General features: G+C 62.8%; 14 protein-coding genes and 1 other RNA gene. 8 read left to right on the top strand and 7 right to left on the bottom strand.

All coding sequences use genetic code 11. The features are described 5' to 3' along the window. Positions 1-223 (top strand): DUF2188 domain-containing protein (locus KHO41_RS35800; protein ID WP_244874184.1); only part of this gene is annotated, 223 nt, incomplete at its 5' end. Positions 224-257: 34 nt separating this feature from the next. Here KHO41_RS35800 and groL read toward each other — a convergent pair. After that, the gene (gene groL / locus KHO41_RS35795) at positions 258-1892 is read right to left on the bottom strand and encodes a chaperonin GroEL (protein WP_211957958.1); all 1635 of its coding nucleotides are present in this window, start codon (positions 1890-1892) and stop codon (positions 258-260) included. Positions 1893-2413: 521 nt separating this feature from the next. Here groL and KHO41_RS35790 point away from each other — a divergent pair. Next, complete coding sequence (locus KHO41_RS35790) at positions 2414-2917, top strand: BCAM0308 family protein (protein WP_211957957.1); 504 nt, start codon at positions 2414-2416, stop codon at positions 2915-2917. A gap of 31 nt (positions 2918-2948) precedes the next feature. Beyond that, positions 2949-3623 carry a dienelactone hydrolase family protein gene (locus tag KHO41_RS35785; protein ID WP_211957956.1) on the top strand — a complete coding sequence of 225 codons (675 nt, stop codon included), beginning with the start codon at positions 2949-2951 and terminating at the stop codon, positions 3621-3623. A gap of 147 nt (positions 3624-3770) precedes the next feature. Here the strand turns inward: KHO41_RS35785 and KHO41_RS35780 are convergent, their stop codons facing one another. Beyond that, the gene (locus KHO41_RS35780; protein WP_211957955.1) at positions 3771-4232 is read right to left on the bottom strand and encodes a universal stress protein; all 462 of its coding nucleotides are present in this window, start codon (positions 4230-4232) and stop codon (positions 3771-3773) included. A 278-nt stretch (positions 4233-4510) separates the two neighbouring features. Here KHO41_RS35780 and KHO41_RS35775 point away from each other — a divergent pair, with 278 nt between their 5' ends. Further along, a complete protein-coding gene (locus KHO41_RS35775; RefSeq protein WP_211957954.1) occupies positions 4511-4951 on the top strand; it encodes a universal stress protein in 441 nt (146 codons plus the stop codon). Between the two features lie 169 nt (positions 4952-5120). On the opposite strand, the gene ssrA is transcribed toward KHO41_RS35775, so the two are convergent. Beyond that, positions 5121-5451, bottom strand: a transfer-messenger RNA (tmRNA) gene (gene ssrA / locus KHO41_RS35770). 212 nt (positions 5452-5663) lie between these two features. Here ssrA and KHO41_RS35765 point away from each other — a divergent pair. From KHO41_RS35765 to KHO41_RS35755, 3 genes are all read left to right on the top strand, one after another. Further along, positions 5664-5996, top strand: a complete 333-nt coding sequence (locus KHO41_RS35765) for a DUF883 family protein (RefSeq protein WP_211957953.1) — start codon at positions 5664-5666, stop codon at positions 5994-5996. Between the two features lie 64 nt (positions 5997-6060). After that, on the top strand, positions 6061-7074 hold the full coding sequence (locus tag KHO41_RS35760; RefSeq protein WP_211957952.1) for a ribose-phosphate diphosphokinase: 1014 nt from the start codon (positions 6061-6063) through the stop codon (positions 7072-7074). Positions 7075-7117: 43 nt separating this feature from the next. Beyond that, positions 7118-7369 carry a hypothetical protein gene (locus KHO41_RS35755; RefSeq protein WP_211957951.1) on the top strand — a complete coding sequence of 84 codons (252 nt, stop codon included), beginning with the start codon at positions 7118-7120 and terminating at the stop codon, positions 7367-7369. A 398-nt stretch (positions 7370-7767) separates the two neighbouring features. Here KHO41_RS35755 and KHO41_RS35750 read toward each other — a convergent pair whose 3' ends face one another. Continuing rightward, positions 7768-8493 carry an alpha/beta fold hydrolase gene (locus KHO41_RS35750; RefSeq protein ID WP_211957950.1) on the bottom strand — a complete coding sequence of 242 codons (726 nt, stop codon included), beginning with the start codon at positions 8491-8493 and terminating at the stop codon, positions 7768-7770. Between the two features lie 147 nt (positions 8494-8640). Beyond that, the gene (locus tag KHO41_RS35745; RefSeq protein WP_211957949.1) at positions 8641-9564 is read right to left on the bottom strand and encodes a LysR family transcriptional regulator; all 924 of its coding nucleotides are present in this window, start codon (positions 9562-9564) and stop codon (positions 8641-8643) included. On the opposite strand from KHO41_RS35745, the gene KHO41_RS41455 reads away from it, so the two are divergent. Next, positions 9555-9707 (top strand): DUF6429 family protein, encoded by a 153-nt coding sequence (locus KHO41_RS41455; RefSeq protein ID WP_244874183.1) that lies wholly within the window; start codon positions 9555-9557, stop codon positions 9705-9707. The genes KHO41_RS35745 and KHO41_RS41455 overlap by 10 nt on opposite strands. Positions 9708-9841: 134 nt before the next feature. On the opposite strand, the gene KHO41_RS35740 is transcribed toward KHO41_RS41455, so the two are convergent. Then, complete coding sequence (locus KHO41_RS35740; RefSeq protein ID WP_244874182.1) at positions 9842-10069, bottom strand: hypothetical protein; 228 nt, start codon at positions 10067-10069, stop codon at positions 9842-9844. Between the two features lie 327 nt (positions 10070-10396). Continuing rightward, entirely contained in the window at positions 10397-12073 is a 1677-nt protein-coding gene (locus tag KHO41_RS35735) for a bifunctional protein tyrosine phosphatase family protein/NAD(P)/FAD-dependent oxidoreductase (RefSeq protein WP_211957948.1), read from the bottom strand. Positions 12074-12081: the final 8 nt, after the last annotated feature.

Below are 12081 nucleotides of genomic sequence, written 5' to 3'. Positions count from 1 at the left end.
GGGTGGCGCGATGCCCTGGAATTCCGGTTACTTCCCGATCTCGATGAAGAACCTGCAACCAGAGGTCAGGGCGAAGGCGATCGAGATCGCCAATGCGCTGCTGGAACAGGGCTACGGTGAAGGCATGGCGATTCGCATTGCCATCGCGCAGGCGCATCGCTGGGCCGCGCGCCATGCCGTTGAAGACGTGGCCATACGTACGCCGGCACACCACCGGCCATGAAGCGGAAGCGTTCCGGACATGGTCCGGGAGCCGCTCAGAATTCTTCCCCGAGCATGCCGGCCCCTGCGGCAGCGTTCTCCGCAGAGCCGTAAGGGCTGCGCTCGATGGCAATCATGCAGTCGGTCGTGAGCAGCAATGACGCGATGGAGACGGCATTCTGCAGGGCGGTGCGTACGACCTTGACGGGGTCGATCACGCCGAGTTCGAGCATATCGCCAAAGCGCTCGCCGCCGGCATCGTAGCCGAGCGTTCCCGACGCCTCGCATACCCGGTGAACTACCGCATCGGCGTCGGCCCCGGCATTCGCGACGATCTGCCGCATCGGCGCGGCCAGTGCCGCGTGGACAATCCGTGCGCCGGCGGCCTGTTCCGCATTTGGCGCTTGCCAGTCCTGCAGCACGGTGCGGGCACGCAGGAGCGCCACGCCTCCGCCCGCGACAATGCCCTCGTCCACCGCGGCCCGCGTGGCATGCAGGGCGTCCTGGAAGCGGTTCTTGCGCTCGTGCAAGGCGCTCTCGGTTGCCGCGCCGACCTTGATGACGGCAACGCCGCCCGTCAGCCGGGCGATGCGCCGCTGCAGACCTTCGCGGTCGTAGTCCGATCGTGCGTCGGGCACCCGGCTGCGCAGTACGGCGATCCGCGCCGCCACGCGGGATGCGTCGGCGCCGGAGCCCACCAGCGTCGTCGCGTCCTTGTTGATTTCCACGCGCCGTGCCTCGCCCAGTTGTTCCAGTCCGACATGCTCAAGGGATGTGCCCGTTTGCGGCGACACCACCGTCGCGCCGGTCAGTGCGGCGAGATCCCCAAGTTGCTCGGTGCGAGAGTCGCCAAAGCCCGGGGACTTTACCGCGCAGCTTTTCAGTGCGCCGCGCAGGTTGTTGACGACCAGCGTCGCCAGCGCTTCGCCTTCCACATCGTTGGCGATGACCAGCAACGACCGGCCTGCCCGCGTCACCGCTTCCAGGATCGGCAGCAACTGTGCGATCGACGAGATGCTTGCGTCGCAAAGCAGTACCAGCGGAGATTCAAGCACGACAGCGCGGCTCTCCGTGGTCGCGAAAAGGGGAGACAGGTAGCCACGGTCGATCAGTGCGCCTTCGGCAATATCCAGCTCGTCGTCCAGCTTGGAGCCATCCTCGACGCTGATGGCGCCGTCCTTGCCCACGTGTTCGACGGCCTGGGCGACCAGCGTTCCGACAGTATGGTCGCCGCTGGCCGAGATGGTCGCAATCTGCCTCATCTCTTCAGTACCGCCGCACGGCTTCGCACTTGCCAGCAAATGTTCGGAAACCAGTTTGCCGGCGGCTTCTATGCCTCGTTTGAGTTGCATCGGGTCGTGACCGGCCTCGACGTACTTCACCCCTTCCGCCACGATGGCGTGGGCAAGCGTCGTCGCAGTCGTGGTGCCGTCGCCGGCGATCTCGCTGGTTCGGACCGCTGCTTCGCAGAGCAGTCGGGCGCCCATATCGGCGAACGGGTCGGGCAGCGAGACGGACTTGGCCACGACCACCCCGGAATTGGCGACCAGGGGCACCATGCCGCGGCGTTCCACGATGACATTGCGACCGCCCGGTCCCAGCGTCACCTTGACTGCCCGGGCCAGCAATTCCACACCGTGAAGCATCTCGCGCCGCGCGTTCTGGTGGAAGATAAGAGTTTTTTCAGGCATGGCGAATCCCGCATCGTGATCCAGGTAGGCAACGGCTCTACCGTAGGTGCCATGGCGGCGCGCGCGTTGATATAACGCAAGGGCAGTGGCGCACCGTGGCGTCAGGCATCGTCAGACCGAGTTTGCGGTTCGGCCCGCACATGCCAGTGCATCAGCACCAGGGCGCTTCCCGCCATGCCGCCAAGATGGGCAAAGTATCTCGTCTGGCCCCTGGCTTTGCTTCCTCAAACATAGACGAGCCCTGTCGACGGGAATTGCTCCGTATCAACGCATGCAGAAACGCTCAGTCATGGCGCTTTCCGAGGCCGTGGCGTCCCACCGCCTCCGCTTACCGGGTGCCTGTGCAATTCCTTTGATCCAGCTTAAGTCACGGTCTGGCCGGGCGCATAGCTTATCCCTATGCGACCCGCGGTCGCGGCCAAAGCGAAACTTGCGGTGTGTGACGCCGGCTGCTACGCCATCTTCGCCGGTGCGCCCGGCCGTCAGGCGCGCTGCAGGATTCCATCAACGAGGAGCTCAACATGAAAGTCCGTGCACAGTTTGTGAAAGTTCGACCCGTTCGGTGGAGTCCGTTTCCCGTCGAGCACATTACCGACCGCTACAAGCAGCCCACCGCAGCGCCCATTCTTGCGACCTGTCCTGTCTGCCATGCTGTCTTCATGCGGGGCCACTGGCAATGGCGCGCGGCGCCGTCCGGCGCGGCACACCTCGTGTGTTCGGCATGCGCGCGCACGGCTGACGGCCTTCCCGCGGCGCGGGTGGTGCTCGCCGGCGGCTTCGAGGCGACACATCGCCAGGAGATTCTCGCGCTCGTCCGCCACCGTGAAGCCGGGTTGCGCGCGCAGCATCCGATGGAACGACTGATGTCCATCGAATCCGACGAGCAAGGCACTGTTATCGCGACCACTGGCGTGCACCTTGCGCGCGATATCGGCAATGCCATCCATCACGCTTACCGCGGCAAGCTTACGATCGACTACGACCATGCTGAAACCGAATTGCATGTGAACTGGCTCCGGGATTGACCGGAGGCCCCGAACAAGAAGGGAGGCTCGAATGAAACTCGTCACTGCGCAGCAGGTAATGATCGACGCGGATGACGTGGTCCTTCCGGGGGAACTGGCCTTGCCTGACGCACCCCGCGGGATTGTCCTGTTCGCCCACGGCAGTGGCAGTTCCCGCCATAGCCCGCGCAACCGTCTGGTCGCGTCGATGCTGCATGATGCCGACATCGGTACCTTGCTGTTCGACCTGCTGACGCCGGAAGAGGATACTGGTCTGACGCGGCGTTTCGATATTGCGCTGCTGAGCGACAGGCTCAGCGCTGCGACGGAATCAATTGAACGTCTGGCAGGGCAGCGCGATCCGAGACTTGGCTACTTTGGTGCGAGCACCGGCGCGGCTGCGGCTGTGCGTGCCGCCGCGGCCCCTGCGGCGCATAGGCGCATCGACGCGGTCGTGTCCCGCGGCGGGCGAGTTGATCTTGCCGGCCACGATGCGCTCTGCCGCCTCGCCTCTCCGCTGCTGATGATCGTCGGGGAGGCCGATCCGGTCGTCGTCAACCTCAATGCGCACGCGGCGGCGTGGATGTCCTGTGAGAAGCGGCTGGAAGTGATTCCTGGCGCTACCCACCTGTTCGAAGAGCCCGGCGCCTTGGAGCAGGTGGGCAAGCTTGCGGCCGGATGGTTCGTTCGCCACTTTGCCGCAGCCGAAAGGAAAAGGGAAACGTAGCGCTCAGGCACCGACTGCCAACGGGCGCACGGGCGTCGGTTCGCTCGTGACCGCGGATAAGAATGAATGCGCGGCCATCGCCATGGTGGATCCGCGAAGGCGCTCAGGGAAGAGCGTACTCTTGCGCGGCACCGATCATGCCGTTGATCACGATTCGTCTTCCGGATCACTGCGGACAAGGAGTACAGGCCTGGTGCTCTGGCTTACGACCCCCTGAGCGACGCTCCCCATGACAACGCGTGCAATTCCACGGCGCCCGTGTGTACCAAGGGCGATCAGGTCCGCATTCCAAGTACCGGCGTGCGCCAGTATCGTCCCGGCAATACGCCCCCTGGCCAGGGGCTTGTCAACCAACTCTATGGAATGGCGTAAGCCGGCAGCCTTCAGGAGCTCACTGCATGCGAGCAGGACGTCCCGTCCATAGGCCGTCATGTTCCGGAGCAGATCTTCGCGGTCGATGAAGGCTACCTCCAGTAGCGCTTCGCTGTCGTCAACGACGTAGATAACTTTTACTTCGGCGTTGCTGCCCTTGGCGAGATCGATGGCGGCTAAGGTCGCCAGGCGGGACGCATGACTGCCGTCGACCGCAACGAGAATCTTCCTGTACATGCCGCTTCCTCCGCATTCATCAGCAGCGCCCCGGGCGCGGCGCCGCACATGCAACGAAGGCTAGGTGGCCTGTGGGAAAGAGGGTTGACGCATCGCAAGAGTATGCCGCTGTGGGCTGTTGTAGCGAGAAGGCAGCCGAAAAGTGATTTGCATCAATGACCATCGGCTCAAGGAATATACGTTGAAACGGAGTCGACAAGCGGATATGTCATGCGACGGACCGCCTGCCAACTCATGCTGACATCAGGTTTAGCAACCGCTATCGAATGGGGGATGCAATGCAGAACATTGTCCTGGCGACCGATGGGTCAACTTATAGCGATGCCGCTGCTCGATGCATCGCGGAGGGCAAGCTGTTTCGCAACGATGTATGCGTGCATGTCGTGCATTGCCTCCCCGACGTATCCGGCGAGGTAAAGGCTTATATCAACAAGCGGGACATCGAAGCCTGGCATACCGAGGAAAGCAGCAAGGTCATGACGTCCACCATCAACATCCTGCAAGGGGCAGGGGTGCAAGCGGTATGCAAAGCCCTCGTCGGCTTTGCGCCCGAGAGAATCGTTGCGTATGCAAATGAAGTCAAAGCCGCGGCCATTGTCTTGGGGACGCACGGGCGCGGTGCGTTCCTTGATGCCATCGTGGGCTCGGTGGCAAGCCGCGTGATCGCTCACGCAGCTTGCCCGGTAGTCCTCGTCAGGGCCACAAACAAGTCGGAGTAGCCATGGCTGCCAGCGTGACCTCCTCCGGGGAGGACCATTATGGGCGCTTCCTACGCGCTCTGATCCTAACTGGCTGCGCTGGGTGTTCCGCCCGGTGCACCGGCGCATACGCTCGGCCTTTGATGGAGTCGCGCACCTCGCGACCGACAGGGCGAGATGCCGGCTGAAATCACGATGGGGACCGAAGTCCCCATCGGCTGTCTTGGTCTACAAGGCTTCAGCGGCCCCGGCATTGGCCTCAGGCGGCCAGTGCGAAACGCTCATCGTTGGCGTTTATGGAATTTGCTTCATTTACGTCGATCGCCTGACGGGTTGCCTGCGCCCCTTTGTACGCCCTGTCGAAACCAATACACCCCCACCTCAGCGCACCGCGTGTCGCGGTACGCTGAGGTGGAGGTGAGGGGATTCGAACCCCTGTCCAGAACGCCGCCAGATTGCCGGGATAACAACCATGTTTCTGATATGGAGCGTCAACTGCCATTTTCAATAGCGAGGAGAGCGCCGAGGTCTGCTGCGAACTTCGCCATGATGGACAGGGCAGTCCACGGCGCGTGGTGGTGCCGAGCGTGGGGCATTGCGCACCCGGATAGGGCTTGCCTCCCTGTCTTGTTCCTTATCAAGCCGCTGTGCCAGGACGCCCCTATATTGACCTTGCACCGGTACGCGATGGTTGTCGCCTGCGCGGCGGTGGTTACAGAAACGGGAGTGAACGATGAACGATATCCGTGCAGATCTTGCAGTACACAGGGACGCGTTGATTCGCGACACCAATGTATTGCTCAGTGACGTACAGGCCTTGCTCAAGGACGTCGCGGACGAGGCTGGCACCGAAGCCAGTCAGGCGCGAACCGAACTCGCGAGCCGGCTGCGTGCGCTACAGGCGCGCCTGGACGCACTGCGTGAGGCTGGCCGTGATCGCGTCGGGCAGTTCGCCGAGACCGCGGACTTGTATGTCCACGAACATCCGTGGCAATGCATCGGGACCGTCGCGGCGATTGGCGCAGCGACCGGCGCGATTGTGGCATTGGCCGTCGGCCGCCGGTAGCCGGTAGCCGGTAGCGTTTCGCAACCGGTGTCGATAGCCGTCGGGTTGTGGATGGAGGCGAGGGATGAGTCCAAAGCCGAGCACGGAGCACCTGGTCTTTTCCATGCCAGGGAACGAGCGGCAGGCGGCGGCGCTTTGCCGTGCGTTGCATGCGAAAGCTGGGAAGGCCATCGTGCGGCACTTTCCGGATGGCGAATCCGTTGTCATGCTGCAGGAAGACGTGGCGGGCCGGGATGTCATCCTTGTCTGTACGCTGGACCACCCGGATGCCAAGGTATTGCCGCTGTTGTGGCTAGCAGCGGCTGCGCGCGAGAATGGCTCGGCCCGGATGGGGCTGTTGGCGCCCTATCTGCCTTACATGCGGCAGGACAAGGTTTTTCGCGCTGGAGAGATTGTCTCTGCCAGGCATTTCGCAGCGTTGCTCTCCGGCCACTTCGACTGGTTGGTAACAGTTGATCCCCACCTGCACCGCATTGGCTGCCTGTCGGAGATCTTCTCCATTCCGACTGTCGCGATTCATGCTGCGCCGGCCATTGCGCAATGGATCCGCAACGAGATCGCGGCGCCACTGATCATTGGTCCGGACGAGGAGAGCCGTCAGTGGGTGGAGGACATTGCGACCCGGTGCGAGGCCACAGCCGTTGTGCTAGAGAAGGACAGGTTGAGCGACACGGCCGTCCATATCGCCGTACCGACGTTGCCGCGAGCGGGAGACAGTACGCCGGTGCTCGTCGACGACATTGTCTCCACAGGGCACACCATGCTGGAGGCCGCCAGGCGGCTTCGCGAACACGGATATCGGCCACCAGTATGCATATGCGTTCATGCGTTGTTTGCCGGTACTGCTTACGCAGATCTTTGCGCCGTCGCTGCCGACGTTGTGAGTTGCGACACCGTGGAGCATCCGTCCAATCGGATCCCGCTTGCTGCCTGGTTGGCGGCGGGCGTCCAAGCTGAAGCGGACGGCCTGCGTAACGATCCCGCGCGGATTCAATGTGGAAGTGCCACTGCGGTAGAGAAAACGGATCGTGTCAATCCCTGCGAAGGCGTGACACCGTTGCGGAACCGCTTCGTGTAGGCTCGTTGTCTATCACCTCTTGCTCATTCTGTGCAGTTACGCCATGGCGCCATACCTCCGCATCGCCACCCGAGCGCTCGGCGTCGGTGCCATCGTTGTGATCGTCGCCATGGTCTCGCGGCAAATCTATCTGCGAATCGCCGAGGACGCCGAGATGACCGGAGCGGAAGAGGAGCCCGCGAGACGGATGTTGATTCGCTGCGAGACGATGCATCAACGTCTGCAAAATGGGCAACGGGCCGCCGAAGCGGCGGATGCTGACGAGCCACCGCGCGTTCGTTGTTGGACGTCTTGAGTCGTAGCGCTTCCAATCAGTCCAGCGGCTCACGCTGCTTGCGTGAAGCTGGCGAGCTGACCACAGCAATTGCCGAGGCGACACGCTTGGATCGTCGCCGTTCTGGCGAACTGGATTCGCTTGGTCGCAAAGGCTGCCAACGTCACAACGGGCGCCTTGGAACCCAGGCAAAAGAAAGCCCGCGATAAAGGCGGGCACGAATCCCTTAAGGAGAAAGGGAGGAGACGGCCACAGTATAAACCCTTATGCAAACTCTTGCATAGTGGGTTTCCGGGCCCTCGTGTGACGAGATCTGCCTGGCTACGTCCAGACGTGTCGTCAGAGGCAGGCTTTCAAGGACTTGGCAATCGGACGCGCCATCCGAAACAGGCGTGTGGCAACGACCGGTATGCATACGCTTAAAGCGATGCCCGCTCCAGAAACCTCCTGATCTCGAGAGAGTAGGCGCCAGGATGCGAGAACCTGAACATGTGGCCGGTGCGCGGCATGATGACTTCCTGCGAGCCCTTTATGCCGTTCAGGAGGGTCCCCGCGGCTTCTTTGCCGATCAGCTTGTCGTCCTCGGGCGTCAGGATCAGCGCAGGGACGTTGATCTTCTTCAGTCGCGCCGTATAGTCCGCCTTCTCGATCGAGCGCAAGCGATTGACGTAGGCGTTGTGGGGCGTCTCCTTGATGAAGAAGGCGCGACTCTTTCGGGTAGACCAAGGAATCTCCCCTTCCTTGTCAAACGACGAAGCCAACTGCGCCGCGTGTACCCGAAGGGTCGTCTGTCGGTAAAACGGACCAGGGAAGAATGGTGCAAGCGCTGCCAGTGTCTTGAGCAAGGGTGACGTGATCGGGCTCTTGGCAAAGCCGCCAGAGATCACCAGGCCCTTTAGGCCCTTCGGCTGCCGAGTCGCAACCGCGATTGACGAGACCGCGCCGTACGAATCGCCAATCAACACATAACTATCGAGGTCCTTCACCTGGTCAACGATGAAGTCGGCCAACGTTTCCAGTTCGGACACGCCGTCCGGCAAACGAAGGGTACGCATGGCGCGACCTTGCAAGCAGGTCAACTGGTCAAGCTGCCACGGAGCACCGGCGAAGCACGGGATCATGACCAAGGTGGGCTCTGTATTCATGGGGGTACTCCTGGCGGGGGGGGGGGCGAATAAACGACCCAACTCTAGGAGGACTGCGGCATTCGATCCAATGGCATCTGCACATCATGTCGATGCACGAGATTCATGGCCCCGCGTCGCCCCGGCCACAGCAAGCCCCGCCAGTGTCTAGCCGGAGATCATCATGTTTGTCATCCACGCTACGGCGGGCTCGTTGGCGCGCCCTCGGGCTCGAATGACGAGTACCTCCCAGGTCGGTAGCGCGAAGGGCAACTCAAAAATGCTCAGCCGCGCGGTCTCCTGCATCTGCAATGCGATTCGCTCAGCAACCACGGCAATCGATTGTGAAGCGCTGACCATGAACGGAACGGCCAGAAAGTTAGGGCAGGTGACGTTCACCTTGCGGGTACGACCGAGACTCTCCAGCGCATCGTCGACAGCGCCCCGTGTATCGCCGCGCGGCGAGACCAGAATGTGGGGCAGTCGAGCGAAGTCATCCAAGTCCATGTGCAGCGTCTTGCCTCGCTTGATCAGAGCCGGGTGGCCCTTGCGCGCGATGCCGACGAAACGCTCCGTATGGACAAGCTGGCAATCAAAGCGCTGCGGGATCTGGGCGAAAGAGCCCGACCCCAGCACGATGTCGAGTTCGCCGGCGTCCAACATGCGCAGAGCGGATTCACTATCGGCCGGCCTAAGCTTCAGCACGACGTCCGGCGCAGCGGCCTGGATCATGGCCAGAGCAGGAGCGACGACGGTCAAGATGGCATGATCGGTGGCCGCCACCGAGAGCGTCGCTTGCAGACGGCCTGGATCGAACGGGCCACGTGGACTGGCAACGAGCCTGACCGACTCGAGCACCGCCGCCACTCTCGGCATTAACTCCACGGTCAGCGGCGTCGGCACGATCCCGCGCGGGTTACGAATGAAAAGTTGATCTTCAAACGCTGTACGCAGTCTCGACAAGGCGTGGCTGGTGGCGGACTGGGACAGGTGCAATCTTTCGGCTGCGCGGCCGACGTGCCTTTCGGCCCAAAGCGCCTCAAGCACAACCAGAAGATTGAGATCGAAACGCGTCAAATCCAGTGGCTTCATGCGGTTGTGCGTGGCGGAGCTTTGACTGGGACGCATTGAACCCTCTGCAGGAGAGAGGGCTCATCGGGGATCCGGTGGAAGATGCTGAAGTAAGCGCGAGTGGCTTTCAGCCGGCCGCACCACGCGCCGAAGGCGAGCTTTAGCCGGATCTTCAGATTCGGACGAACCCTAAATCTTCCGGAGTGTGAGGCCTGTGTTTAGGTGGCGAGATCGACTCAGACGACGAACCGCAGCACGGGGTCATCGTACGATGACCCGAACAGGTCCTACCGGCTGGCTATACGGGTACCGACACCGCCGCAGGTGCAATGGCAGTCGTCAAGCGAGCGGACCCTGGCCATTTCTTGTCGAGCGCGGCGATGACGATCAGCCCAAGGGACGGGCTCAGGATCAACGAAAAGATAAGCCATGTGGCGCCGGAGCGGCCCAGTGCTTTGGCAAGGAAGCCAACCACGAGGGAGCAGGTGATCCAGACAACAATTGCAAGCATGGCGACAGATTCCATGGGTCAAAGTGATCGCCACGCGAAACGGCGAGCCACCAGTATGGGCATGACTGCAATCAATAGCACTTGGGGAAAGGCACTAAGGGAAAGCGCTAAATGGAGACGATGGCAGCGTCACGGCCGCGTGGCACGGCCGAGCCATTTTGATCAACGCCATGCTCGACCGGCTCGGGCAGTTGTCCGCTTTGTGCGCGATTGCCGTCATTTTGTCGGCATGCAGTTTGAGTTCGGCGTCTGCGCCGACGCCGCTCTATCAGCAGGCACAGTTCGACGCCGCAATGAGCCCATACGCGCGCATGCGGCTACAGTCGGGTAGCTCCGCCAGTGTCATCTCTGCAACTCGGGTGTCGCAAGCCATTCGCGCCCCTTCAGCATGCCCTGCCAGTAGAGCGGCGGCAGAATCCGCTCTTTGAGCCACCATGCCAGCCGCGAAGGCCGCCTGCCATCGATGAACCAGTCCGGAAAGCTCGGCGCGACCTTGCCGCCGTAGGTGAACTCGGCCAGGACGATCTTGCCGCGTTCCACTGTCAGGGGGCAGGAGCCGTAACCGTCGTAGAGGGCTTCCCCCCGGGCCTCGCCGCGCGTGGCCAGCACGTTGTGCGCGACGACAGGCGCCTGCTTACGCGCCGCGGCGGCCGTCTTGGCATTGGGCATGTTGCCGGCGTCGCCCAGCCCGAAGACATTGTCGAAGCGCTTGTGGCGCAGCGTTGCCGGATCGACCTCGATCCAGCCGGCGGCATCGGCCAATGGGCTGACGCGGATGAAGTCGGGGGCCTTCTGGGGCGGCACGGCATGGAGCATGTCGAACTCACGCACGACCAGTTCCGGTTCGCCACCAGTGGCGGCGCGGCGAAACGTTGCCCGGCGCGCGGCGCCGTCCACTTTCACCAGCGTCTCGCCGAAATTCAGAGCAATGCCATAGCGCTCGACGTACTGCATCAGCGCCGGCACGTAGTCCGCCACACCGAACAGCACGTTGCCTGCATTGCAGAAATTTATGTCGACGCGCTCAAGCATGCCGGAGCGGCGCCAGGCATCGGCAGACAGATACATCGCTTTCTGCGGTGCTCCCGCGCACTTGATTGGCATGGGCGGCTGCGTGAAGAGCGCCTTGCCGCCGCCCTTGCGGGTCAGCTCGCGAACGAGGTTCCAGGTATACGGTGCGAGGTCGTACCGATAGTTGGAGGTCACGCCGTTACGGCCGAGCGTTTCGGGCAGGCCTTCGATTGCGTCCCAATCCAGCTTGAGCCCGGGGCACACCACCAGTTGTTCGTACTTCACCACGCGGCACCCGTCGAGGATGACCGCATTGCGCTGGGGCTCGAAGGCTGCTACGGCCGCCTTGATCCACGCAACGCCGCGCGGCAGGACCGAAGCCATGGTACGTGCGGTATGGGCCGGCTCGAAGATGCCGCCGCCCACCAGCGTCCAGCCGGGCTGGTAGTAGAGGATGTCGGCCGGGTCCACGATGGCGATGTCAAGCCCGGGCTTGCGTGCCAGCAAGCTCGATGCCACGGCGATTCCCGCCGCGCCTCCGCCAATGATGACAACGGAGTGGCTTGCATCGGCAACGTCCACGGGCGTGCGACCGCCATTGGCGATGCGCCGGACTACACCCTTGAGGTCGTAACCGGCGGCCGCGGCCCGCTCGATAATGTCGGCCAACGGCCCGCGCGCGGACTGCGATAGCGCCCACAGCGTGGCCGAGCGTATGCCGGTGCGGCAGTAGGCCAGTACCGGCTTCGGCAGGGTGTCGAGGAGTTGGCCGAACGCCTGGGCCTGTTCGTCGCTGACCTTGCCCGATTCCACCGGCAGGTAATGCACCTGCAGGCCGAGCGCGGAAGCTTTGCGCTCGATTTCCTGGAAGCCTGGCTGGTCGGCGCCTTCGCCATCCGGGCGGTTGCAGATCAGCGAGCGAAAGCCAATGGCGGCCAGGGTGTGCACATCGTCGGGAACAATCTGCTGGCTGACCGAAAGATCGTGGGTGAGGGCGCGGGGTTGCATGGTCTGTC

Origin of the sequence: Cupriavidus numazuensis, from assembly GCF_905397435.1 — a bacterium.
GTDB classification, from domain to species: Bacteria; Pseudomonadota; Gammaproteobacteria; order Burkholderiales; family Burkholderiaceae; genus Cupriavidus; species Cupriavidus numazuensis.
This window is presented reverse-complemented; position numbering and strand designations above follow the sequence as displayed.